General features: G+C 37.9%; 26 protein-coding genes. 24 read left to right on the plus strand and 2 right to left on the minus strand.

The window, feature by feature from the left end; all coding sequences use genetic code 11:
- The first annotated feature begins 301 nt into the window (after positions 1-301).
- From ACQKTA_RS01395 to ACQKTA_RS01415, 5 genes are all read left to right on the plus strand, one after another.
- Positions 302-2,419, plus strand: coding sequence for a penicillin-binding transpeptidase domain-containing protein (locus ACQKTA_RS01395; protein ID WP_427813914.1), 2,118 nt, complete (start codon positions 302-304; stop codon positions 2,417-2,419).
- A 46-nt stretch (positions 2,420-2,465) separates the two neighbouring features.
- Positions 2,466-2,939, plus strand: coding sequence for a glutathione peroxidase (locus tag ACQKTA_RS01400; RefSeq protein ID WP_427813915.1), 474 nt, complete (start codon positions 2,466-2,468; stop codon positions 2,937-2,939).
- A gap of 124 nt (positions 2,940-3,063) precedes the next feature.
- Positions 3,064-3,213 (plus strand): 50S ribosomal protein L33, encoded by a 150-nt coding sequence (gene rpmG, locus ACQKTA_RS01405; protein ID WP_010740369.1) that lies wholly within the window; start codon positions 3,064-3,066, stop codon positions 3,211-3,213.
- Between the two features lie 146 nt (positions 3,214-3,359).
- On the plus strand, positions 3,360-3,791 hold the full coding sequence (locus tag ACQKTA_RS01410) for a hypothetical protein (RefSeq protein WP_427813916.1): 432 nt from the start codon (positions 3,360-3,362) through the stop codon (positions 3,789-3,791).
- Positions 3,788-4,519, plus strand: coding sequence for a DUF6681 family protein (locus tag ACQKTA_RS01415; RefSeq protein ID WP_427813917.1), 732 nt, complete (start codon positions 3,788-3,790; stop codon positions 4,517-4,519). Before ACQKTA_RS01410 ends, ACQKTA_RS01415 begins: the two co-directional genes overlap by 4 nt.
- Positions 4,520-4,575: 56 nt before the next feature.
- Here ACQKTA_RS01415 and ACQKTA_RS01420 read toward each other — a convergent pair whose 3' ends face one another.
- Complete coding sequence (locus ACQKTA_RS01420) at positions 4,576-5,502, minus strand: ABC transporter substrate-binding protein (protein WP_427813918.1); 927 nt, start codon at positions 5,500-5,502, stop codon at positions 4,576-4,578.
- 158 nt (positions 5,503-5,660) lie between these two features.
- Here ACQKTA_RS01420 and ACQKTA_RS01425 point away from each other — a divergent pair, with 158 nt between their 5' ends.
- From ACQKTA_RS01425 to ACQKTA_RS01480, 12 genes are all read left to right on the plus strand, one after another.
- Positions 5,661-6,449: an ABC transporter ATP-binding protein gene (locus ACQKTA_RS01425; protein ID WP_332580352.1), complete on the plus strand. Its 789-nt coding sequence runs from the start codon at positions 5,661-5,663 to the stop codon at positions 6,447-6,449.
- Positions 6,450-6,452: 3 nt separating this feature from the next.
- The gene (locus ACQKTA_RS01430; RefSeq protein WP_332653408.1) at positions 6,453-7,436 is read left to right on the plus strand and encodes a FecCD family ABC transporter permease; all 984 of its coding nucleotides are present in this window, start codon (positions 6,453-6,455) and stop codon (positions 7,434-7,436) included.
- Positions 7,433-8,413 (plus strand): FecCD family ABC transporter permease, encoded by a 981-nt coding sequence (locus ACQKTA_RS01435; protein WP_427813919.1) that lies wholly within the window; start codon positions 7,433-7,435, stop codon positions 8,411-8,413. The genes ACQKTA_RS01430 and ACQKTA_RS01435 overlap by 4 nt, the downstream gene beginning before the upstream one ends.
- 16 nt (positions 8,414-8,429) lie before the next feature.
- A complete protein-coding gene (locus ACQKTA_RS01440; protein ID WP_427813920.1) occupies positions 8,430-9,425 on the plus strand; it encodes a GDSL-type esterase/lipase family protein in 996 nt (331 codons plus the stop codon).
- Between the two features lie 55 nt (positions 9,426-9,480).
- Positions 9,481-10,020: a 5-formyltetrahydrofolate cyclo-ligase gene (locus ACQKTA_RS01445; protein WP_427813921.1), complete on the plus strand. Its 540-nt coding sequence runs from the start codon at positions 9,481-9,483 to the stop codon at positions 10,018-10,020.
- Between the two features lie 17 nt (positions 10,021-10,037).
- Positions 10,038-10,706, plus strand: a complete 669-nt coding sequence (locus ACQKTA_RS01450; protein WP_427813922.1) for a rhomboid family intramembrane serine protease — start codon at positions 10,038-10,040, stop codon at positions 10,704-10,706.
- A 45-nt stretch (positions 10,707-10,751) separates the two neighbouring features.
- On the plus strand, positions 10,752-11,285 hold the full coding sequence (locus tag ACQKTA_RS01455) for a DUF1697 domain-containing protein (RefSeq protein WP_427813923.1): 534 nt from the start codon (positions 10,752-10,754) through the stop codon (positions 11,283-11,285).
- 120 nt (positions 11,286-11,405) lie between these two features.
- Entirely contained in the window at positions 11,406-11,612 is a 207-nt protein-coding gene (locus ACQKTA_RS01460; protein ID WP_332580345.1) for a YqgQ family protein, read from the plus strand.
- Position 11,613: 1 nt separating this feature from the next.
- Positions 11,614-12,570 (plus strand): ROK family glucokinase, encoded by a 957-nt coding sequence (locus tag ACQKTA_RS01465; protein WP_332580344.1) that lies wholly within the window; start codon positions 11,614-11,616, stop codon positions 12,568-12,570.
- A 27-nt stretch (positions 12,571-12,597) separates the two neighbouring features.
- A complete protein-coding gene (locus ACQKTA_RS01470) occupies positions 12,598-12,999 on the plus strand; it encodes a rhodanese-like domain-containing protein (protein WP_332580343.1) in 402 nt (133 codons plus the stop codon).
- Positions 13,000-13,139: 140 nt separating this feature from the next.
- Positions 13,140-13,955 carry a sugar-phosphatase gene (gene yidA / locus ACQKTA_RS01475; protein WP_332580342.1) on the plus strand — a complete coding sequence of 272 codons (816 nt, stop codon included), beginning with the start codon at positions 13,140-13,142 and terminating at the stop codon, positions 13,953-13,955.
- A 100-nt stretch (positions 13,956-14,055) separates the two neighbouring features.
- Positions 14,056-15,828, plus strand: a complete 1,773-nt coding sequence (locus ACQKTA_RS01480; RefSeq protein ID WP_427813924.1) for an FAD/NAD(P)-binding protein — start codon at positions 14,056-14,058, stop codon at positions 15,826-15,828.
- A 27-nt stretch (positions 15,829-15,855) separates the two neighbouring features.
- On the opposite strand, the gene ACQKTA_RS01485 is transcribed toward ACQKTA_RS01480, so the two are convergent.
- Complete coding sequence (locus ACQKTA_RS01485) at positions 15,856-16,023, minus strand: DUF3042 family protein (protein ID WP_071858302.1); 168 nt, start codon at positions 16,021-16,023, stop codon at positions 15,856-15,858.
- A 140-nt stretch (positions 16,024-16,163) separates the two neighbouring features.
- On the opposite strand from ACQKTA_RS01485, the gene galE reads away from it, so the two are divergent.
- The 7 genes from galE to tsaD all read left to right on the plus strand — a co-directional run bounded on the left by galE (position 16,164) and on the right by tsaD (position 22,516).
- Positions 16,164-17,153, plus strand: coding sequence for a UDP-glucose 4-epimerase GalE (gene galE / locus ACQKTA_RS01490; protein ID WP_427813925.1), 990 nt, complete (start codon positions 16,164-16,166; stop codon positions 17,151-17,153).
- 76 nt (positions 17,154-17,229) lie between these two features.
- Complete coding sequence (galT, locus tag ACQKTA_RS01495) at positions 17,230-18,711, plus strand: UDP-glucose--hexose-1-phosphate uridylyltransferase (RefSeq protein WP_427813926.1); 1,482 nt, start codon at positions 17,230-17,232, stop codon at positions 18,709-18,711.
- A gap of 12 nt (positions 18,712-18,723) precedes the next feature.
- On the plus strand, positions 18,724-19,707 hold the full coding sequence (locus ACQKTA_RS01500) for a LacI family DNA-binding transcriptional regulator (RefSeq protein WP_332580338.1): 984 nt from the start codon (positions 18,724-18,726) through the stop codon (positions 19,705-19,707).
- 126 nt (positions 19,708-19,833) lie between these two features.
- Positions 19,834-20,541: a tRNA (adenosine(37)-N6)-threonylcarbamoyltransferase complex dimerization subunit type 1 TsaB gene (gene tsaB, locus ACQKTA_RS01505; RefSeq protein WP_332580337.1), complete on the plus strand. Its 708-nt coding sequence runs from the start codon at positions 19,834-19,836 to the stop codon at positions 20,539-20,541.
- Positions 20,525-21,073: a ribosomal protein S18-alanine N-acetyltransferase gene (gene rimI, locus ACQKTA_RS01510; RefSeq protein ID WP_332580336.1), complete on the plus strand. Its 549-nt coding sequence runs from the start codon at positions 20,525-20,527 to the stop codon at positions 21,071-21,073. Before tsaB ends, rimI (ACQKTA_RS01510) begins: the two co-directional genes overlap by 17 nt.
- Before the next feature lie 2 nt (positions 21,074-21,075).
- On the plus strand, positions 21,076-21,501 hold the full coding sequence (gene rimI / locus ACQKTA_RS01515; protein WP_427813927.1) for a ribosomal protein S18-alanine N-acetyltransferase: 426 nt from the start codon (positions 21,076-21,078) through the stop codon (positions 21,499-21,501).
- On the plus strand, positions 21,494-22,516 hold the full coding sequence (tsaD, locus tag ACQKTA_RS01520; protein ID WP_427813928.1) for a tRNA (adenosine(37)-N6)-threonylcarbamoyltransferase complex transferase subunit TsaD: 1,023 nt from the start codon (positions 21,494-21,496) through the stop codon (positions 22,514-22,516). Before rimI (ACQKTA_RS01515) ends, tsaD begins: the two co-directional genes overlap by 8 nt.
- Positions 22,517-22,687: the final 171 nt, after the last annotated feature.

Consider the following 22,687-nt stretch of genomic DNA (forward strand, 5'->3'; position numbering starts at 1 on the left):
AAAAAGATATACCCAAGTTGTAGTTAAAGCCTTTTTAAGAATCTGTTTTTCCACAGAAATTATATAGCTAAAATGTTTCACGATAAATGAGTGAATCTTTAATTGTAAAACGAGGCTTTAGCTTGAAAATGTCCGTCAACTAAATTTTTTATCATGAAACTGTGAAACATTGGCGAAGACGAAAAGGGTTTAAATTATTAAAATGTTTAAACTATGGTAAAGGAACTAAGAATAATCCTTTTGAAAAATTCTTTTTTCGGCTACAATAAAAAAAGAACTGTTGAACGGAAGGAACAGATGAATGAAACCAACGAACCCATTAAAGAAATTTTTTGATCATTTAAAAAAGGCGGACGAATCTGACCGCAGCAAAAGCAAGAGTCACGTGCCGTTTCGGCTAAATATTCTATTCTTCGTCATCTTTGCTTTATTTGTTATCTTAGTCTCACGTTTGGGCTATTTACAGATCGTAGAAGGTGACAAAATGAAATCGCAAATGAAAGCTTCAACTACCATCACTGTGAAAGAGAACGCACCACGGGGTGTCATTTATGATGCAAAAGGAACGGCATTAGTCAATAATGCTGCGAATCCAGCAATTACCTTTACACGAGGGAATTCAATGGCAGCCAAGGACATCCTTAAATTAGCTGAAAAATTAAATAAACTGATTGATGTTCCAGCAGATGACACACTAACTACCCGTGATAAGAAAGATTTCTGGTTAGCAGATGCCGATCATTTGAAAGAAGCCGAAGATCGGTTATCGTTTAAAGAAAAAAATCTTGATACATCAGATGAATATCAAAAACTAGTCGATAAAGTCAAAGATAGCGAAATCCAATTCAGCGATGAGCAGCTAAAAGTTGCGACGATTTTCAAACGTATGAATAGTGCATCGGCTTTAAGTACGGTTTTTGTCAAAAATGAAAATGTCACAGATGAAGAATTGGCTGTCGTGGCTGAACGGGCAGCAGATTTGCCAGGAGTTTCCACTGGAACGGACTGGGATCGTTCATATAATGACAATTTAGATGGATCATTAAGAAGTATTTTAGGTTCGATCACGACGGAAAAAGAAGGCTTGCCTGCTGAAGAAGCTGAAGCTTTACTGAAAAAAGGCTATGCAAGCAACGACCGTGTCGGAAAAAGCTATCTAGAAAAACAATATGAAGATGTCTTGCAAGGGAAAAAAGGTGAATATAAAGTCACTTTGAATCAACAAGGAAATATCGAAAAACAAACTGAAGTCAAAAAAGGTGAAAAAGGTTCGAATGTTGTTCTAACGATCAATGCAGAATTCCAGCAAAAAGTAGAAGATATTTTACGAACACATTATCAAAAAATGGTCGACAGCGGCGTGGCTAAATACTCACCCGGTGCTTACGTGGTTGCGATGAATCCAAATGATGGTGAAGTGTATGCGATGGCTGGTTTTAGTCATGACACTAATAGTAAAACATTGACTGAAAATGCACTCGGAACAATCACAAATGCCTTTGTACCAGGTTCAGTTGTCAAAGGCGGGACTGTTACTGCGGGATATCAAACAGGTGTTATCACCGGTAATGATACATTGATAGATCAACCAATCAAATTAGCAGGGACTTCACTTAAAGGATCAATCTACAATCAGGTCTTAGGAAATCAAATTCCTTTAAATACAGTTAAGGCGCTAGAATGGTCATCTAATGCGTACATGATGGAACTGGTCTTACGAATGCTAGGTGTTACCTATCAACAAAATATGAGTTTGCCGGAAAGTGCTTCAACTAAAGAAAGTTATAATAAATTACGTGATGCTTTTGCCGAATACGGTATGGGCGTAAGTACAGGGATCGATTTACCCAATGAATCAACTGGGATCAAGAATACCAACTTTGGTGAAGAAAATGGTCCTGGCGGCGGTAATCTGCTTGATTTATCTTTTGGACAATATGATACGTATACTCCGATGCAGCTGGCGCAATATGCAGCCACAGTCGCAAACGGCGGAACGCGGATCTCACCACATGTAGTCAAAGGAATCTATGGAAATAATGACAGCGGCGGATTAGGCAGTCTTGAAAAAGAAGTCACGGGTAACAAGTTGAATCAAGTAAATATTACTTCAGATCAAATGGGTATTATTAAAGAAGGTTTCTATCAAGCCGTCCATGGTACTGATGGTAATACGACTGCCCGAGATCTTGCTTCAGCAAAATTAGATCCAGCAGCTAAAACAGGTACAGCCGAAACCGTAGCAGACGGTGGAGAAAGTACGATCAACAGTAATATCGTTGCTTATGCACCGTATAACAATCCACAAATTGCAATCAGTGTGATGCTTCCAAACTTAGACGAAGCACACGACAATGAAAATAAGGCTATTGCAAAAGAGATAATTGATGCATTTGCTGACACTTATGGCGTACAATAAAACTAAGGAGCTTTTGCTTCTTAGTTTTTTTTGAGGAGTGGAATCAATGACAGTATATGATTTTAAAGTAAAGACAATCGATGGCAATGAAAAGGCAATAGCAGATTACAAAGGCAATGTTCTTTTGATTGTTAACACAGCAACAGGATGCGGGTTTACACCTCAGTACGAAGGCTTACAAAACTTATATGAAAAATATCAAGCACAAGGATTTGAAGTGTTAGATTTTCCATGTAATCAATTTGGCCATCAAGCTCCAGGTTCAAATGAAGAAGTAGCCGACTTTTGTCAGTTGAAATACCATACGACATTTCAAACATTTGCCAAAATCGATGTGAATGGTGAGAATGAAGATCCTTTATACAGCTATTTGAAGAGTGCGCAAGGTGGTTTACTTAACAAAGCAGTCAAATGGAATTTTACAAAATTCTTAGTCGATCGTGAAGGAAACGTCATCAAACGCTATGCATCGCAAACAAAACCAGAAGAGATCGCAAAAGACATTGAAGCCCAATTATAAAAACGTCAAGTAGATATACTTAACAAATTTTACAAAAAAGCTAGTCAACAAGATAAAAACATGATATGATATCAAAGTCTGAGAAATATCTTGGAAAAACCGTTATTACTAGGGAGGGAAAATCATGCGCGTAAACATCACTTTAGAATGTACTTCTTGTAAAGAACGTAACTACCTAACAAATAAAAACAAACGTAACAACCCAGATCGTTTGGAAAAAATGAAATATTGCCCACGCGAACGTAAAGTTACTTTGCATAAAGAAGTAAAATAATTACATTGAAAAGCCAGCGTCCGTTCGCGGATGCTGGCTTTTTTTTAAAACTACATAAAAAATTCATATATTCCTAAGCAAAAGATAAGTTTCAAATGGTAAAACTATCAATAGAGTAAATGATCTATTTAGAAAGGAAGAATTCGATGCGTAAAGTTCCACCAATTTTAAAACCAATCGCATTACTAACGGTATCGATCTTGATCGCGACGACAACGAGTGTGTTTAACCATTCAAGTTACCGTAGTTCCACTACGCCAAGTAGTACAACTGAAACAGTCACATCACAAACGAACGATTCTTCTCAGCGATCGGATAGTCTTTCAAGTGAAAATACTACAATCGATTCTTCGACAAGTATAATAAGTGAAGAACCAACTACTAGTGAAGATGAGGTAATCACTAACGACGACAATAATGCTGATAATCGTGCTGTTAGCACAGTAGAAAGTTCTGCAGACAATGCAGATACATCATCTAGTGAAGAATCATCAACAACCGAAGAATCGCAATCCGTAGCTACGCAACAACAGCCTACAAATGGCGCGGAAGCAACAAAAGCAGGTGATAACCAATGACATTGTTATTAGATATTATTAATGGTTTAAATAAATTTTTAGGTTTCTTAGATATCAGTCCTAAATATTTGAACCGGGCATATACATTATTGAGTATTTTGCCGACACTTTATGTTTTACGAATCGTGTATGGTCTGTGGAGTAATCAAAATTATCTCCAATTTTTCCTTTATAGTTTGGTTTTTATCGTTTTGATTTATTTTTCTGTGCTAAACTTCTTTTACTATTTCTTAGATAAAAACTTGAAATTAGATATCACACAATTGTTTGTTAAATATTTACCGGATGATGCCTTTAATATTCAAAGCGAACAAGCAAAACAAAATAGAAAATTATTTGAACATGCAAAAGAAATTTCTGTGGATTTCAATGAAGATTATCAATTAAGATTGGTTGAAAATATCCAAGCATTGATTGATAAACAAGAAATCACAACGAATGATTTAACAAAACATGAAGGATTTTTAATTGAAGAAAATACGCTTTATCCTTATTACTATGTCAAACAGATCAACGATCAGACGTATCAATTACAAATCGGAAAAAATTATCGGGATTTAGAAACAGTCGGAATGATTCGTCAAACAGAACCACTAAATCCAATCGGGTTATTCATTGTTGGCGGGGATTTTGTCAAACAAGGGATTCGCTATCATGAACCTTATCAATTAAAATTTTTAGCCAAAACAACAGAACCAGTTACAAGAAGCCGTCGAAGTAAAAAATAAAGTCGTTTGACTGAAGCCTTTCTTATTGAAAAGAAAGGCTTGGTCAAACGACTTTTTTATTTAAGGACGTCCTTGATGTTTTCAACAATTTTAGTATAGGCGATTGGTCCGTTATACAACCAACTTGAATTGCCATCGAATTCATATAAATGGTTGTTTTTGACTGCTGGAATATTGCTCCATAATGGGTCTTTGAACATAGCCGCCCCTGTATCGCTGTTGACTAAGAATAAATAATCAGCATCTAGTTGTGAAAGACTTTCTAAAGAGACTTGTGAGAAGTCAGAGGTAGCTTTTTCACTGATTTCTTTAGTTAATTCAGGAATTTCAAAGCCTAGCTCTTTATAGATCAACTCACCACTGGAACGATTATCCGCAACCATGAAGGCAGAATTGTTTGTTACCCATAATACAGCAGCAGATTTTCCTTGAATCTTATCCTTTAAATCTGTTTTTGTTTGTTTGACTAAATCGTCATAATCCGTTTCAACTTTTTTTGCTTTGTCTTCTTTGCCTAGGACTTTAGCGATATCTTCTAATTGTTCACGCCAAGTCACACCATCACCATTTTTGACTACATAGGTAGGAGCGATTTTTGAATATTCTTTATATTTACCGCCTTCTAACGTACCATCAGAACCAATTAAAAGTAGGTCGGGTTCGAATTTTAAGACGTCTTCATAAGGAAGATCATAATTGATTGTAGGAATGCCATCTAACTTATCTTGCAAGTAATGTTGGATTTTTCCTTCACCAACGGTCCATTGAGCAACCGGTTTTTCATCTAAGGCAACTAAATAATCTTCTAAGTAAGAAGCGATGATTCGTTTTGGTTTTTTAGGAACTTCGACTTTATGATCTTGTGCATCTGTTAACGTACGCACGTCACTTGATGTATCTTTAGTTTGGCCGCTTTGCCCACAAGCCACCAAACTTAAAAGCGTTAACATTGAAACGGTCGTTAAAATTATTTTCTTAAACATAAAAAACTCCTTTAAAGTTAATTGAGAACATTTCTCAATTGTTATTATTGCTGAAAGTCCAGAGCCTGTCAATAAGTAATTTTAATTAAATTTGAGTTGACGTAAAGATAAAATAAGGTGATAATTGAGAACGATTATCAAAGAAATGAGGAAGATCGATGACAAAATTGAAAACAAGTGATCTTTCAATTGGGTACGACAAAAAGATTATTGTGAATGATATTACAGTGGAGATTCCTGATGGGAAAATTACTAGTTTGATTGGACCAAATGGAAGTGGAAAATCCACTTTTTTGAAAGCTTTAGCACGTATTTTAGAACCGGCTAAAGGTGATGTTTACATAGATGGCGAGAACGTTCAGCGCTTAGATACAAAAACTGTCGCTCAAAAGATTGCATCCTTGTCTCAGACAACTACACAAGTGAATGGATTAACAGTTGAAGAAATCGTAGCCTATGGACGCTTTCCTTATCAAAAGGGTTTTGCAGGTTTGAAAGAAGAAGATCATCAGCTGATCCAGTGGGCCTTAGAGGCAACAAATCTGACAAAATTAAAACAACGGACTTTACTGACACTTTCTGGTGGGCAACAACAGAGAGTTTGGATTGCGATGGCTTTGGCACAGGATACAGATATTTTGATTTTGGATGAGCCAATCACGTTTTTAGATCCAGCTCATCAATTAGAAATTTTGGAATTGTTACAAGAAATCAATCATCAAGGAAAAACGATTTTGATGACAATCCATGACCTGAACCATGCTTCGCGTTTTTCTGATTATCTGTTAGGAATGAAGAAAGGCGAATTGATTTTTCAAGGGACTCCGAAAGAAATTTTTACCGCTGATAAATTGCTGAATCTTTTTGATATCCAAGCAACCTTTGCTACTTTGCCAAACAGTGATAAACCAATTGTACTGACATACGATTTGGTAAAGGAGAGCTGACGAATGACGAAAAAAAATTTATTTTTTCCGCTTGTGATTATAGGATTAGTCGTTGTGATGCTTCTTTCGTTACGCTATGGAGCAGTAACCAGTAAATGGTCAGATGTGAGCCATGCTTTACTACATTTTGATGCTAGCAATCAAGGGGAACAATTAGTTCGTTACTTAAGATTGCCCAGAATGATTGGAGCAGTGCTAGTTGGTGCAGGTTTTGCGGTATCAGGAGCTTTGATGCAAGGCATTACATCTAATCCAATCGCTGATTCAGGATTATTAGGAATCAATTCAGGTGCTAGCTTAGGTTTAGCATTAATTTTTGCACTTACAGCCAATCCGGCACCAATTGTTGGCTTAGCAGGATCATTTTTAGGCGCGTTAGTTGCGATCTTATTGATTTATTTAGTATCAACACGGGTCTCTTTTGGTTTGTCACCTGTTCGGATCGTGTTGTTGGGGGCTGCACTAAGTGCCTTTTTCTCAGCTATTAGTCAAAGTATTAATTTGATGTTTGATTTGAATCAATCGTTAACTTTTTGGTTTGTTGGGGGGACAAGTAACATCACTTGGGAACAGATTAAGATTATCTCTCCACTAGTTCTTGTCGGTCTGATTGGATCATGCATGATAAGTTCTCAAGTCACTCTATTAAGTCTAGGAGACGAGACGGCTCTCAATCTAGGACGAAACCCAAATCGAATTCGACGGCTCAGTATGTTTTGTGTCTTGTTACTGGCAGGTAGTGCGGTGTCTTTAGTCGGAACAATCAGTTTTATAGGCTTGATCGTTCCTCATATCGTGCGCTATTTTGTTGGTCATGATTACCGTTACGTTGTGCCAGCTTCCGCAGTATTTGGCGCTCTCTTTTTTGTGATAGCAGATGTTGTATCTCGTCTAATAGCACCACCGCTTGAAACTCCGACTGGGGTAATCATCACGATCATCGGTGTACCATTTTTACTTTTACAAATAAGGAAGGGAAGCTTATGAGAAAAAAAATCGGATGGCTTTGCTTGCTGTTGTTGATGATCATCGGGATTTTTTTAAGTTTGACTGTTGGGACAAACAAATTGTCTTTCTATGATCTAATGCAGGTCTTTCAAGGGACTGGAAGTAGAAGTCAGCAATTAATTGTTTTTGATTTTCGTTTTCCGCGGCTATTAGTTTCAATTCTTGCCGGTATGGGATTGGCTGTTTCAGGTTATATTTTTCAAACGATCACCCATAATGATTTAGCGGATCCAGGAATTCTAGGGATCAATGCCGGAGCAGGACTGACTGTTTTGATTTACTTGGGATTTTACGCAAGTGGAGAGAGCAGTTGGCTCTTACCTTTCATTGCTTGTGTAGGAAGTTGTTTAGCTACAGTATTAGTCTATTTTTTTGGTCGACAATCTGAGCGGATCACGCCCAATCGTTTATTATTATCTGGTGTTGCAGTCAATGCAGGCATCTCTGCTTTGACTTTATTAGGAACGATTCGTGTTTCGAAAGACAATTATCAATTTGTTACTTCATGGTTATCAGGAACCATTTGGGGAACAACTTGGCAGCATGTTTTTCTATTGCTACCATGGATCGTTTGTTTGATACCCTTAGTGATGTCTAGAGGACGCTATCTTGAAGTGTTAGAATTGGGCGATGATGTAGCCGTCGGGTTAGGCGTAAAACTAAAAAAAACGCAATTATTCTTTTTAGCATGTGCTGTCTGTCTAGCAGCCGTAAGTGTTTCGATTGCCGGTAGTATCAGTTTTATCGGCTTGATCGCTCCCCATATCGCGCGTCAGATTACACGTAGAAAAAATAATCAAACATTATTGATGACTGCTTTGATCGGTGGTGTTTTATTATTATTCAGTGATGTATTCGCACGAGTAATTTTACCTAGCGGCGAAATGGCTGCTGGGATCATCGTATCATTGATTGGGGCTCCTTATTTTATTTTACAATTACTTAAACGTGTATAGATTGGAGTAATGGCAGATGGTCTGGACAACGATTTGGAGTCACGCGCAACGTGGGATTGCGAATTATAGTGAAGGCAATGGAACAGTTGATTTGTCTTTTAAGCAAATTTTATCGGTTGAACAGATCCGATTAGTTTTTGTGAATGAATACGGCCATCAGCGACAATCGATCGAAGCTTTGACGGTTCAATCAAATGAATGGATTGAGCAAATTGGTGCGTTCTCTGTTGATCCAGGTAAATACCACTATACGCCCGCTATTTTAATTGATTCTGAAGCTGCTAAATGGAAAATTAAATTTGAAGCGAGACCGATGGAAAGTGGTTATGCTTTTAATGATGCTGACTTTTTACCGATAAAAGGACATACTGATTTTTGCACAGGATTATTAGCGATCGAAGCCGATATCGAAGGAGAGTGTCTGATTGCTTTGGGTGATTCTTTGACCGAGGGGGCTACTTGGACAGCTCCGCTGCAACGAAAACTAAGATCGAATAATTTATTTTTGGTCAATCAGGGAATCAATGGCAGCTTCTTATTGAAAGATAGCAGTGACGATCAGTCAACGGATAAGAATCAGTTGTTTTATGGTCATGATAGTTTTACACGTTTAAAAAGATGTTTAGAGAGTCATCATAATGTAAAAAAAGTGATCATCTTTTTTGGGGCAAATGATTTGATCCATGGAGAACTGGATCTAAAACATTTTCAACTAGCAGTCCAACGATTGATTGATTATTGTGTAGAACGCGGTGTGGATTATCAACTTTGTACGTTGACACCATGTTTAGGTTATCCAGGAATGGATACGACCAAAGAAACGGTCCGTCAAACAATCAATCAATGGCTACGTGAAAATAATGAGCAAAAGCTCTGGGATTTTGCAGCTATTGTTGAAGGGAATGGTCGATTGATTTCTAATTATGACAGTGGCGATCATTTACACTTTAATGCGATTGGTGGTTTGATGATTGCACGTCAAATTGTTAGTGATTTTTTTAAAGGGGAGTAATCCTCTTTTTATTTTGGTCAGACTTTGCTATTCTTTTTACTAAGAAGGTGATAGGGTGGAAAAAGATAAATTACGCCAACAAGCGATCAAGCGACTGGTTGAATTGTCAAAAAGTGAATTGCGACAAGACCAAGTCACTCAAATCTATAATCAATTTTTTGAGAGTGCGATTTGGAAAGAGGCCAAAACAATTGGTGTTACAAAAGCAACAGCGATTGAATTTCCGACAGAAAGATTAATTCAAAAAGCGTTTGAGTCTGGGAAAAACATTGCTGTTCCAAAATCTTTGCCTAAAGGAAAAATGGTTTTTCATTGGGTTGATCCAGAAACGAGTTACCAGATGACGAAATTTGGTGTCGAAGAACCTGAGGTTGAAGCTGTTGCAACGCCTGAAGAAATTGATTTGCTGATTGTTCCTGGTCTATGTTTTACGCATCAAAAATACCGGATCGGTTTTGGCGGCGGATATTACGATCGCTACTTAGCAAATTATCAAGGCGATACGATCAGTTTTGTTTTTAAAGAACAAATTTTTGAAAATTGGCAGCCAGAAACGTTTGATTTACCAATCGATCGTTTGATTATGGCGAAGTAAATTGAAAGAGGGAAAGCATGAGAAGAGATAAACCGTATATTATGTATACGATTTTTGTAATCAATGCAGTTGTTTTTTTACTGCAATATTTATTACCTAGTTTAGGAATCGAGAGCCAGTTAGGAATGTTTGCTCCATCGATCGTTTTTCAACATCAGTATTGGCGCTTCATTACACCAATGGTCATCCATTTTGGTTTGATGCATTTTGCTTTGAATAGTGTAGTCCTTTACTATATGGGCCAACAATGTGAAGCGATTTTTGGTCACTGGCGTTTTGCGATCATTTATTTATTAAGTGGCGTGATGGGAAATTTTGCTAGTTTTGCGTTTAATCAGCCGACGACTTTGTCCGGCGGAGCTAGTACAGCCCTTTTTGGTTTGTTTGGCGCATTTTTGATCGTGGGGTTACACTATCGCGACAATCCTAATATCCAAGCGTTGACTCGCCAATTTGGATTGTTTATTTTAATGAACTTAGCATTTGGAGTGTTTGATTCTACGATCGATATCTGGGGTCACTTAGGCGGTATTGCTGGGGGAGTCTTCTCTGGTTGGGCACTAGCCGTTCCTTTTGCTAAAGATCGCTTTACTACGCGAGAACGAGTGACTGCTGTTTTATTATTTATTTTTGTTACAGTGATTTGTCTTTTATTCGGTATTCGAAAATTTGGCCTATTGAATTAATACGAGCATTAAGCTCGTATTTTTTTATTGAAAGGAAAAAATAAAATGAATTATATAGCGTTGTTTAGAGGAATCAATGTCGGAGGAAAGAATCGTGTAAAAATGGCTGACTTAAAAGAAATTTTTAACGGATTAGGTTGTCAGGATGTCGTTAGTTATATCCAAAGCGGGAACCTGATTTTTTCAACTGACGAAGCACTCGAAGCGTTCGCTACTAAAGTGACTGTATGCTTCATGCAACGATTTGGCTTTGAAACTACAGTTGTTTATCTAACAAAGGAACAATTCTTGCAAGTTATTGAAGATTTGCCATTTTCAGCGACTGAAATTATACATACAGAAGAAAAAAATCCCAAAGTAGCCCATTTATATGTTGGTTTTTCTGCCGAGCAAATCACTTCAGCGTCTCTGTTGATGGAAAGTGAACGCGCTATTGTTGCTGGAAAAAAAGTCTATTTTTTGATGGATGATAGTATACGTATTTCAAAAATTGTGCCAAAAATAGCAAAAGATTCTAAAAGTATGACGTTGCGAAATTGGAAAACAGTCTTGAAATTAGCCGACTTATTAGAAAAATAATATTTTTCGATTTGCGACTGATGAGACAATACTATAAAATACAATGTGAAGAAAATTTTTTTGAGAATTTAGGCTATAAAAATAGCAAATTTTTCTGTATAATACTGGGGATGTGTTTTGATGGAAAGTTTATATGATGTACAACAGTTATTGAAACAATTCGGCATTTATGTTTATGTCGGAAAAAGGATCTATGATATTGAATTGATGCAAATCGAACTGAAGAATTTATACGAAGGTCGATTGATCGATCGTGATACTTATTTGCAAGGCTGGGGCATCCTAAAACGGGAACATCACATTGAAGAAAGTCGAGAAGGTGACTAGTATGGATAAAAAATTATTAGGAATTGATTTAGGCGGGACAACGGTTAAGTTTGCAATTTTGACTGAAGACGGAGAAATCCAACAAAAGTGGAGTATTGAGACCAATATTCTAGATGATGGCTCACATATTGTACCAGACATCATTGATTCAATTAATCATCATTTATCTTTATATGGAATGACTTCAGATCAATTTATCGGGATCGGTATGGGAACTCCTGGTAGTGTAGATATTGAAGCCGGAACAGTTATCGGAGCATACAACTTAAACTGGACAACATTACAACAAGTTAAGAAAGAAATCGAAAAAGGAACTAACATCAAATTCACGATTGATAACGATGCCAATGTTGCTGCTTTAGGCGAACGTTGGAAAGGTGCTGGCGATAACGAACCTGATGTAATCTTTATGACATTAGGAACTGGTGTTGGCGGTGGAATCATCATGAACGGTGAATTGCTTCATGGATTAGCCGGCTGTGCTGGTGAAATCGGACACGTAACAGTCGATCCTCATGGATTTGAATGTACATGCGGCAAACGTGGTTGTTTAGAAACAGTCGCTAGTGCAACAGGTGTTGTACGTGTGGCTCGTCAATTAGCCGAAGAATATGCTGGCGGTTCTAAATTAAAAGCTCGTTTGGATAATGGCGAAGACATCACAAGTAAAGACGTGTTTGAATTAGCGGAAGAAGAACAAGATGATTTAGCATTGATGGTCATCGACAAAGTGACTTTCTATCTTGGTTTAGCTTGCGGAAACTTAGGAAATACCTTGAATCCTTCATCAATCGTTATTGGCGGCGGTGTTTCTGCAGCCGGTGAATTTTTACGTAGCCGAGTAGAAAAATACTTCAAAGAATTTACTTTCCCACAAGTTCGTGAAAGTACAAAAATCAAATTAGCAGAATTAGGAAATGAAGCGGGCGTGATCGGCGCTGCATCATTAGCTAAATAGAAAAAGCAGCAGGGAAGGAATCGTTCTATGTCAATTTGGTGGAAAATCAATATTGTATTAATTACAATAATCGTTTTATACGGGTTGTATGAATTATTTGTTCGCATCATGGTCAAACGTTCTGCAAAAGTAATCACGCAAGAAGAATTTCAAGCGGGGATGCGTAGAGCACAAGTTATTGATGTCCGTGAACGTGATGAATTCAATGCAAAACATATTTTGGGTGCACGTAGTTTCCCTTACACAATGTTAAAAGAAACGATGAGTTCATTACGCAAGGATCAACCAGTCTATATCTATGATCAAAATAAATCAATCAGCGCACGCGCTGCCAATTTATTGCGTAAAAACGGTTTTACCAACTTGTTCATTCTAAAAGGTGGTATTCAAGACTGGACAGGCAAAGTGAAACAAAAAAAGATCGATTAAGTTGAAACAGTTAGACGTTCGTCTAACTGTTTTTCTATGTAAAATAGTATTTTGAAAGATAAAATGTATTTTTTCATTCGATTGACTGCAAATTAAAATACATTTATTATATTAGATGAAAACTTTTTCAGGAGGACATTATGACTATAAAACTTGTTGCTATCGATTTAGATGGAACCTTATTGAATGAGAACCATGAAATTACCCAACCAGTGATCGATACGATCAAAGCGGCCCGAAAGAATGGCGTTTATGTGGTTCTTTGTACTGGCCGTCCACTTACTGGAGCACGTGCACAGTTAGACTTATTAGAATTAAATCAAGTTGATGATTACATTATTACTTATAATGGCGGTTTAGTTTTGAATACGAATACCTGGGAAGTCATTGCGGAGCATAGCTTGACACGGGAAAATTATTTAGAGATCGATCATTTAGCACGCACATTAGATATTCATTTGCATAGTGCCGATAAGAAAGCGATGTATACATCTAATCGTGACATTAGTTCGTATACTGTTTTAGAAGCACATTTGGTAAATATGCCGTTACATTTCCGTACGCCGGAGGAAATTGCTCATGATGTGACGCCTGTTAAAATGATGATGATCGATGAACCAGAAGTATTAAAAGCAGCCTTTGAAAAAATTCCTGCTGAATACTTTGAGAAATACACGATTGTACGTAGTTCACCATTTTTTGTTGAGTGGTTGAATCCAAAAGCTAGTAAAGGTATGGCCTTGAAAGAATTAAGTGAGCACTTAGGAATCAAACAATCCGAAGTGATGGCGATCGGTGATGCCGAAAATGATCTTTCAATGATTGAGTTTTCTGGTACAGGGATCGCAATGGGAAATGCTACTGAAAATATTAAAGCTGCTGCTGATTATACGGTAGCAACAAATGCCGAAGATGGTGTGAAAGAAGCATTTGATCGTTTTGTATTAAAAAAATAAGAACTTGAGGCCGTTGTAAATGTTCAACGGCTTTTTTAATTGCCAAATTGCTAATTCTTCTCTAAGCTGAAACTATCAACTAAGTGGAGAAGGAGTCCTTATGAAAAAAATTGCGATTATCGGAGCAGGACCATATGGTCTGATTGCATTAGAACAATTAGTCAAACAAGTACCTACAACTACTGAAATCAAATTCATAATTTTCGATCCTGATGGTCCTGGTGGGAAAGTTTGGCGAAAAAATCAAACGGACCAAGTTCTCATGAATACAGTTATGCAACATGTAACGCTTTTTTCGGAAGATGAAGGACCCAATTTTGCTGAATGGAACCAAAAGGAAGCCAAAGCCTATTTGAAAAAAGCTGATCTCAGTGCTGAATTTTTACCAGAGCTAGCATTAGGAGCCAATGATTATTGTCAACGCCGTTATTATAGTGTCTATCAAAGTTGGTTTTTTGAACAAATAAAAAAGACAGCTCCTAAAAATATCCAGATTGAATTGATCCAAGAAAAAGTTATTGGCTTAAAAGTACAAGCTGATCAAGTTATTGTACAGACAACCGATTCTTTCCAATTCGATGATGTAATCCTTGCCACTGGTCAATCGCAAGATGAATTACAAAAAGCGGAACAAGAAAATCAACAATTTGCAAATGCACACGGTCTATTTTATCAAGGTCCGGGAAATCCGGCGGATACAGATTTGACTCGTTTGAATCCAGCAGGCGCTATTTTGATCAGAGGATTAGGCTTAAGTTTCTTTGATTACCTGGCTTTATTAGTAGATCATTGGAATGGATCATTTATCGAAAGAAATGGCCACTTAATTTATCAAAAAACAGGTAAAGAGCAGCCAGTCATTGTAGGCTCAGGCAGAGGGATTCCTTACCACGCACGACCGAATAATCAAAAACGGCCTGGAGAAGAAGCCAAACCGCAGATACTGACACCAGAATTTATGGAGGGGTTTGAAGGAAATGTTCAATCTTTTCTTAAATTAATCCGAAAAGAAGCTGAACTAGTATATTATCAACAGAAGTTAAAATCTGTCGAAAAACTAGACTTAGCGGCGTTTTTAACTGATTACCGATTGGGTGAGTCTGAAGACGTATTAGAAGAATATAAAATACCAAAAGCTCAGCGATTGGATTGGCAAGTATTGTTAGATCCAGCTAAAGATGTCGAGCCGGAAGATTTTCAAACATTCATCCAAACGTATCTAAGCAAAGATATTGAAGCAGCAGAGCTAGGGAACCAAACAGGTGCTATCGGATCCGCAATTGATACATATAAAGAATTGCAAGATCCTTGGCATTGGATGCTCGACCAACAAAAATTCACACCTAAAGATCTGTTTGAAGAATTTTTTGGAACCTTTGATCGTGAGTATAGCTTTTTGACGATTGGAGCGCCGGTGCTTCGTCAAAAACAATTGTTAGCCTTGGCAGAAGCAGGGATTATTACATTCTTGGCGCCTCAAATGACAGTGGAAAAAACAGACCAACAGTTCATCGCTTATAGTAAACAAAAACCAGCTAAATCTTATCAAGCAACCAATTTGATTGAAGCCCGTTTACCAGCAACAAGTCTTGAGCGAACGGAAAATCCGCTCCTTATTCAAATGCGTGAAGCGGGACTTCTTGCCCCGCATAACCTTTTCTTTGAAGGAGAAAATCATTTTACCGGTGCTCTGAAGGTGAAACATGAAACCCATCAAGTGATCGACCAAGAAAATCAGGTTTTACAGCATATTTATGGTTACGGGATTCCTTTAGAAGGGCTCGATTGGTTGACGGCAGCTTCACCACGGCCTAAAAGCTCAGACCGAATTTTTTATTTAGCGAAAAAGATCGCACAATCAATTTTGACATAAAAAAGAACGCCAAGCTGGCGTTCTTTTTTATCGTGCAATTCTTTTTCTTTGAGCTTTTTTACGATTTTCATCGACTTTTGATTCTTTTTCTTCGATTGGGTCAATGACTTTCTTTTTCACGCTCATTACGACACCTGTAACTACCGCTGCGGCAGCTAAAGTACCAGTAACAAAACCAGAAGCAAATCTACGCATTTACACCACTCCTTTATCTGATACATTCATTATGAAGCAAAAGCTAAAAAATGGAAAGCTTAAGGTATGAAACGGCTTGCGGAAATTTAGTAAACAAATTATAATTTGTTTACTAAATAAAATTGATTGGAGTTCATTATATGGCTATTTTGGTTTTAGGGGGAGCAGGGTACATCGGATCACATACAGTCGACAAATTAATTTCACAGGGGTATGAAGTTGTAGTTGTTGATAATTTATTGACAGGCCATCGTGCAGCAGTTCACTCAGCGGCAACTTTTTATGAAGGCGACTGTCGAGACAAAGCATTTATGCGTAAAGTTTTTGATCAAGAAACGATTGAAGGGGTTGTGCATTTTGCAGCGAGTTCTTTAGTTGGAGAATCTGTCGAGAAACCATTAAAATATTTCAATAATAATGTAGTTGGAATGGAAAGTTTATTAGAAGTAATGGAAGAATTTAACGTAAAAAATATCGTTTTTTCTTCAACCGCAGCAACATACGGGGAACCAGGAGTATCGCCGATCACCGAAGAAGTTCCAACCAATCCAACCAATCCCTATGGTGAAAGTAAATTAATAATGGAGAAAATGATGAAGTGGTGTGACAATGCCTATGGTATGCGTTATGTTGCATTGCGCTATTTCAATGTTGCTGGAGCAAAAGCAGATGCAAGCATTGGTGAAGACCATGATCCAGAAACACATTTAGTCCCAATTATTTTACAGGTTGCATTAGGTCAACGGGATCATCTAACTATTTTTGGGGAAGATTATGATACGCCAGATGGTACATGTATTCGAGATTATGTTCAAGTTGAAGATTTAGCGGCTGCTCATATTTTAGCTTTAGAATATTTGAAAGCTGGAAATCCCAGCAACTTCTTTAATCTTGGATCAAATAATGGCTACTCAGTAAAAGAAATGTTGGAAGCTGCTCGTGAAGTGACAGGAAAAGAAATCGCAGCTAAAGTGGGACCACGCCGAGCAGGGGACCCTAGTCGCTTAGTCGCATCAAGTGAAAAAGTAAAAGACACATTAGGCTGGAATCCAGAATATACAGATATCAAAGCCATTATTCAAACCGCTTGGGATTGGCATGTCAGTCATTCTCATGGTTACGAAGATTAAGTGATTAGAAATAAGATAGCAACTGAATAATCAGCTCGGAAACTAAGTGCGTGGAAACAAATTAGGAGGAAGTACAGTGTCAATCAGTCAAACAGTTAGAGATTTTATTACCTTAGCGATCCAATCAGGTGGTTGGATGGAAATGGATCGAATCTATTTAGAAAATCGTGTGATCGCTTTGATCGGTGAGACGACATTAACCAAAACAGAAGTACGTCCAGTGACTGTTTCGGCAGTTGAATTGGTCGATAGTTTGCTTGATCAAGCGCTCAAAAACCAGCAAATTACTGATAATATGGCAGAAAGAGATATTTTAGCTGCACAATTAATGGACTTTATGACGCCGCCGCCCTCTGTGGTCAACGCCTATTTCGCCCAATATTATTCTAAAGATCCTATTCAAGCAACAGATTATTTTTATAAGATCAGTACTGACAATGATTATATAAAAACGCGCGACATCGCTCGTAATATTCATTTTCCAGCGAAAACCGCTTATGGTGAGCTGCAGATCACAATCAACCTTTCAAAACCAGAAAAGGATCCCAAAGACATTGCTGCAGCAAGCAAAGAATCAACTTCAGATTATCCGAATTGCTTATTATGTATGGAAAATGAAGGTTATAAAGGTCGAGTAAATTATCCGGCTCGGACCAATCATCGAATTATTCGAATGAATTTAAACGGGGAGAGCTGGGGCTTCCAGTATTCACCGTACGCTTATTATGATGAGCATTGTATTATTTTGTCGGAAGAACATCGTCCGATGCAGATCACGAAAGCGACTTTCCAGCGTTTATTGAAAATCACTGAAGTTTTACCGCATTATTTTGTGGGTTCTAATGCGGATTTACCGATCGTAGGGGGATCGATTATTTCACACGATCATTATCAAGGCGGCAGACATACTTTCCCTATGGCAGTGGCTGAGATTGAACGTGTGATCGAATTAAATGAGTATCCAACAGTTACTGCGGGTATTGTGAAGTGGCCAATGTCGGTTATTCGTTTACAAGGTAAAAATCAAAATGAATTGATTGAGGCAGCTAATCATATTTTTGAAAAATGGCAAAATTATTCTGATGCGGCCTTGAATATCGTTGCTAAAACGGCTGATGGTGTTCAGCATCATACTCTTACACCAATTGCTCGTCGTAAAGAAGGGCTCTTCGAATTAGATTTAGTTTTACGTGACAATAATGTTTCGGCTGAGTTTCCAGAAGGAATTTTCCATCCTCATCGTGATGTTCAACATATCAAAAAAGAAAATATCGGATTGATCGAGGTCATGGGACTAGCGATTTTACCGCCGCGTTTAGCTGCAGAACTGGAAGAAGTCGCCAACTATTTATTGGATGAAGAAAATACGATCGCGGACTACCATAAGTCATGGGCCGATCAGTTGAAAGAAACACATGAGATCACTCGTGAAAATGTCATGGCGATCATCCAACAATCTGTAGGAGATATTTTTACTAGAGTATTAGAAGATGCTGGCGTATACAAACGGGACGTTGAGGGGCAAGCTGGCTTTACTCGCTTCATCGAGACGCTGTAGGGAGGAGATGCGATGGCTACTATTCGTGATATTGCAAAACAAGCCGGTGTTTCACCAGCAACAGTTTCCCGGGTATTGAATTATGATCAAGAATTATCCGTCGCTCAAGAAACAAGACAAAGAATTTTTGAAGTTGCAGAAGAATTAAATTATACAAAAAACCGTCGCAGAAACAAAACTGAAAAAATGAATATCCGCCTGGTTCAATGGTACGACCAGACAGAAGAGCTAGCAGATCTTTATTACTTATCGATTCGATTAGGGATTGAAAAAAAGGCGGAAGAATTAAATCTTCAATTACAGCGGGAGACTTTTGATGAGTTATCGGATCACACCTTTAGTGGAACGATTGCGTTAGGAAAATTTGATGATAAGCAGCTTCAAAAATTACGAGAAACAAACGAACAGATATTAGTTGTTGATTTTGATGGAATGAAGCAAGGCTTAAATTCATTAGTCGTTGATTTCGATCAAAGTATGGATTTGGTCATCGATCATTTTATTCAAAAAGGTCATCAAGATATCGCAGTTCTTTCGGGAAAAGAAAAAACGAAACCTGCATTTTATCAGCTTGAAGATCCACGGTTGCATGCTTTGGAACAGAAATTAAAACAATTGGATTTATATCAAGCAAAATGGATGTTACAAGCTGATTTTTCTATGGAAGCTGGTAAAATAGCTGTTGCTGATTTTTTAGTAAAAACTGAGAAATTACCAACTGCTCTGTTTGCCTCCAGCGATGCGCTGGCGATTGGGGCAATGCAGGCGATCCAAGCGGCCGGCTTACGTGTGCCGGAAGATATATCTGTGATCGGTTTTAACGATATCAGTGTGGCAAAATATGTATCTCCCGCATTATCAACCGTTAAAGTTGAGACCGAATGGATGGGAGAACTCGCAGTGACCACATTAATGGAACTGGTCAAAGAGGTGTCACCGGTGCCGCGAAAAATTACTTTAGGAACCACTTTAGTTCAACGTGAATCCACGAATTAAAATGAAAGATCTGTCTTATAGGCAGATCTTTTTATTTTGAAACGATTAATCTTTAAACAGTTAGTAGGAAAGCTTTTCTAGTTTATGTTAAAATATGGCTATCTTAAATGCGAGGAAATGAACAATATGAAACTATTAGCAATGGATACATCCAATCAAACATTAGCCGTAGCGGTCTTAGAAGATGATCGAGTACTAGCACAATTTCAACTGAATCGAAAAATGAATCACAGTTTGACGTTGATGCCGGCAATTGAAACGGTCATGCAAACAAGCGGGTTAAAACCGGCCGATTTAGATCGGATCGTCGTTGCTGTGGGTCCCGGCTCTTACACGGGGATTCGGATTGCGGTAACAACTGCTAAAACGTTGGCAGAAACATTAAAAATCGAATTAACGACGGTCTCAAGTCTAGCCGTGATCGCTGCCAATGCGCAAACAAATAAATGGATCGTTCCTATCATGGATGCTCGCAGAAATAATGTTTATGCAGGTGTTTATCGCTGGGAAAATAATCAATTAGTCAATCTGATCCCAGACCAACACACATCTTTTGAAGCATTGATTGAAAAAATTACTGAATCTGCATTATTTATTGGTGAAACAACTAAATTTATCGAGCAGATCGAAGCAAAACTTCCTGCGGCCAAAATCGCAACGTCAGATATGTTGAATTTGCCGAATGGTTTGGTTTTAGGAAAACTTGGGTATCTAGCACAACCTATCGAGGATATCCATGGATTAGTACCAGCTTATTTAAAACGAGTAGAAGCGGAGGAAAAATGGTTGGAAACCCATCATCCAGAGGACGAAAATTATGTTGAAAAAATTTAGCGGGTTAGTCAAAACGATTTTATATGGAAAACAATATCCTTTTACAACAAAATTCGTCCGCTTAGGAGACGATAAATATTTATTGAGAAAAATCATGGATCGTGACATCAAAGAATTGATTGCTTTAGAGCGAGACGTTTATTTTGGCGAAACGCCTTGGACGAAGAGTGCCTTTTTATCGGAAATCCATTCGCCGATTCCCCATCTTTATTTATGTCTGCTGACAGAAGAAGAGCAGATTGCTGGTTTTATCGGTAGTCGGTTGATCGGTAACGATACCCATATTACGAATATTGCTGTAGCTAGTTCGTATCAAAATAAAGGGATCGGTCGTTTGTTGATTGACGAAGTAAAAAATTTCGCTATAATGAACGATTGTAAAACACTCTCGTTAGAAGTTAGAGTGAGTAATGCTGATGCACAACGTTTGTACCGCCGACTGGGTTTTGTGGCAAGTAATATTCGGAAAAATTATTATACTGAGAACAATGAAGATGCCTTAGATATGATCAAACAATTGGAAGTGGAATAGTTTTGGAAGAATTGGCTCAAACATTTTTTGAAATCAGTCAAACAGCTTATCAATTCGGCTCGCCTTGGACGGTCGAGCAATTTGCTAGCGATTTGATACAGCCACATAGTCATTATCTAACCGAAGGAATAGAAACGTGTGCGTTCTTAGGTTTTCAGCAAGTATGTGATGAAATCGAAATCACAAATGTTGCTTCGATAGATAAAGGTCAAGGATATGGCCGCAAGTTGATGAAGCAATTGTTGCAACGGGCAGAGTCGCAAGCGATCGCTAACATTTTTTTAGAAGTTCGTGCTTCGAATCAAGAGGTGCGTCTTTTTTATGAAACGTTTGGTTTCCAAGAAATTGGGATCAGAAAAAATTATTATCAACATCCGCAAGAACATGCGATTTTAATGAGCTTGAAAGTAGGAAATACAAATGAATGAAACAGAATTGATTTTAGCAATCGAAAGTAGCTGTGATGAAACAAGTGTTGCTGTGATCGAAAATGGCGAAAAAATTCTTTCGAATATCGTGGCATCACAGATAAATAGTCACAAACGTTTTGGAGGTGTCGTTCCTGAAGTTGCGAGTCGGCATCATGTCGAACAAATCACGATTTGTATCGAAGAAGCCTTGGCTGAAGCAAATATTCGCACTGAAGATTTAACGGCGGTAGCTGTAACCTATGGTCCTGGTTTGGTAGGCGCTTTGTTGATTGGGTTAAGTGCTGCTAAAGCATTTGCTTGGGCAAACGAGTTGTCGTTGTTGCCGATCAATCATATGGCGGGACATATTTATGCTGCTCGCTTGGTTCAACCGTTAGAATTCCCTTTGATGGCTTTATTAGTTAGTGGTGGTCATACTGAACTTGTTTATATGGCCGAAAATGGTTCGTTTGAAATCATTGGCGAAACACGTGACGACGCTGCCGGTGAAGCGTATGATAAAGTTGGGCGTGTACTAGGTTTGAATTATCCAAGTGGAAAAGAAATTGATGAGCTGGCTCATCACGGTCAAGATACATATAATTTTCCAAGAGCGATGATCAAAGAAGATAATTTTGACTTTAGCTTTAGCGGCTTAAAAAGTGCCTTTATCAACTTGACACATAATGCGGAGCAACGGGAAGAACAATTGGATCGAAATGATCTTGCTGCCAGCTTCCAAGCGAGCGTTGTGGAAGTTTTAGTAACTAAAACAATCAAAGCATGTAAAGCTTATCCGGTGAAACAGTTGATCGTAGCTGGAGGAGTGGCAGCGAATAGAGGATTAAGAGAAGCAATGACTGAAGCTATTGAAAAAGAATTGCCAGAAATGACCTTGATTGTTCCACCATTACGGCTTTGTGGTGATAACGCAGCCATGATCGGTGCAGCAGCCCATGTAGAATTACAGAAAAAACATTTTGCCAATATGGCATTGAATGCTGATCCAAGTTTGGCTTTTCAACATATTTAAATAAACATAAAAAGAGCAGCTCGCAAGAGTTGCTCTTTTTATATTTATCTAAACATTATTATTTCACAAGCCAATCAAATAATGGAGTATTTCTAACAATGACTTGAAAACCCAATAGGATTCTTTTTTTAGGGATAAATCAGAAAAAAATTTTCAATGATATTTAAAATA

Origin of the sequence: Enterococcus sp. 22-H-5-01 (assembly GCF_050310005.1) — a bacterium.
Lineage (GTDB): Bacteria > Bacillota > Bacilli > Lactobacillales > Enterococcaceae > Enterococcus_A > Enterococcus_A hailinensis.

Bases quoted from the DNA above. Each gene is read 5' to 3' on its own strand.
- ACQKTA_RS01395 (WP_427813914.1), top strand. From the start codon at position 302: ATGAAACCAACGAACCCATTAAAGAAATTTTTTGATCATTTAAAAAAG.
- ACQKTA_RS01400 (WP_427813915.1), top strand. From the start codon at position 2,466: ATGACAGTATATGATTTTAAAGTAAAGACAATCGATGGCAATGAAAAG.
- rpmG (WP_010740369.1), top strand. From the start codon at position 3,064: ATGCGCGTAAACATCACTTTAGAATGTACTTCTTGTAAAGAACGTAAC.
- ACQKTA_RS01410 (WP_427813916.1), top strand. From the start codon at position 3,360: ATGCGTAAAGTTCCACCAATTTTAAAACCAATCGCATTACTAACGGTA.
- ACQKTA_RS01415 (WP_427813917.1), top strand. From the start codon at position 3,788: ATGACATTGTTATTAGATATTATTAATGGTTTAAATAAATTTTTAGGT.
- ACQKTA_RS01420 (WP_427813918.1), bottom strand. From the start codon at position 5,502: ATGTTTAAGAAAATAATTTTAACGACCGTTTCAATGTTAACGCTTTTA.
- ACQKTA_RS01425 (WP_332580352.1), top strand. From the start codon at position 5,661: ATGACAAAATTGAAAACAAGTGATCTTTCAATTGGGTACGACAAAAAG.
- ACQKTA_RS01430 (WP_332653408.1), top strand. From the start codon at position 6,453: ATGACGAAAAAAAATTTATTTTTTCCGCTTGTGATTATAGGATTAGTC.
- ACQKTA_RS01435 (WP_427813919.1), top strand. From the start codon at position 7,433: ATGAGAAAAAAAATCGGATGGCTTTGCTTGCTGTTGTTGATGATCATC.
- ACQKTA_RS01440 (WP_427813920.1), top strand. From the start codon at position 8,430: ATGGTCTGGACAACGATTTGGAGTCACGCGCAACGTGGGATTGCGAAT.
- ACQKTA_RS01450 (WP_427813922.1), top strand. From the start codon at position 10,038: ATGAGAAGAGATAAACCGTATATTATGTATACGATTTTTGTAATCAAT.
- ACQKTA_RS01455 (WP_427813923.1), top strand. From the start codon at position 10,752: ATGAATTATATAGCGTTGTTTAGAGGAATCAATGTCGGAGGAAAGAAT.
- ACQKTA_RS01460 (WP_332580345.1), top strand. From the start codon at position 11,406: ATGGAAAGTTTATATGATGTACAACAGTTATTGAAACAATTCGGCATT.
- ACQKTA_RS01465 (WP_332580344.1), top strand. From the start codon at position 11,614: ATGGATAAAAAATTATTAGGAATTGATTTAGGCGGGACAACGGTTAAG.
- ACQKTA_RS01470 (WP_332580343.1), top strand. From the start codon at position 12,598: ATGTCAATTTGGTGGAAAATCAATATTGTATTAATTACAATAATCGTT.
- yidA (WP_332580342.1), top strand. From the start codon at position 13,140: ATGACTATAAAACTTGTTGCTATCGATTTAGATGGAACCTTATTGAAT.
- ACQKTA_RS01480 (WP_427813924.1), top strand. From the start codon at position 14,056: ATGAAAAAAATTGCGATTATCGGAGCAGGACCATATGGTCTGATTGCA.
- ACQKTA_RS01485 (WP_071858302.1), bottom strand. From the start codon at position 16,023: ATGCGTAGATTTGCTTCTGGTTTTGTTACTGGTACTTTAGCTGCCGCA.
- galE (WP_427813925.1), top strand. From the start codon at position 16,164: ATGGCTATTTTGGTTTTAGGGGGAGCAGGGTACATCGGATCACATACA.
- ACQKTA_RS01500 (WP_332580338.1), top strand. From the start codon at position 18,724: ATGGCTACTATTCGTGATATTGCAAAACAAGCCGGTGTTTCACCAGCA.
- tsaB (WP_332580337.1), top strand. From the start codon at position 19,834: ATGAAACTATTAGCAATGGATACATCCAATCAAACATTAGCCGTAGCG.
- rimI (WP_332580336.1), top strand. From the start codon at position 20,525: ATGTTGAAAAAATTTAGCGGGTTAGTCAAAACGATTTTATATGGAAAA.
- tsaD (WP_427813928.1), top strand. From the start codon at position 21,494: ATGAATGAAACAGAATTGATTTTAGCAATCGAAAGTAGCTGTGATGAA.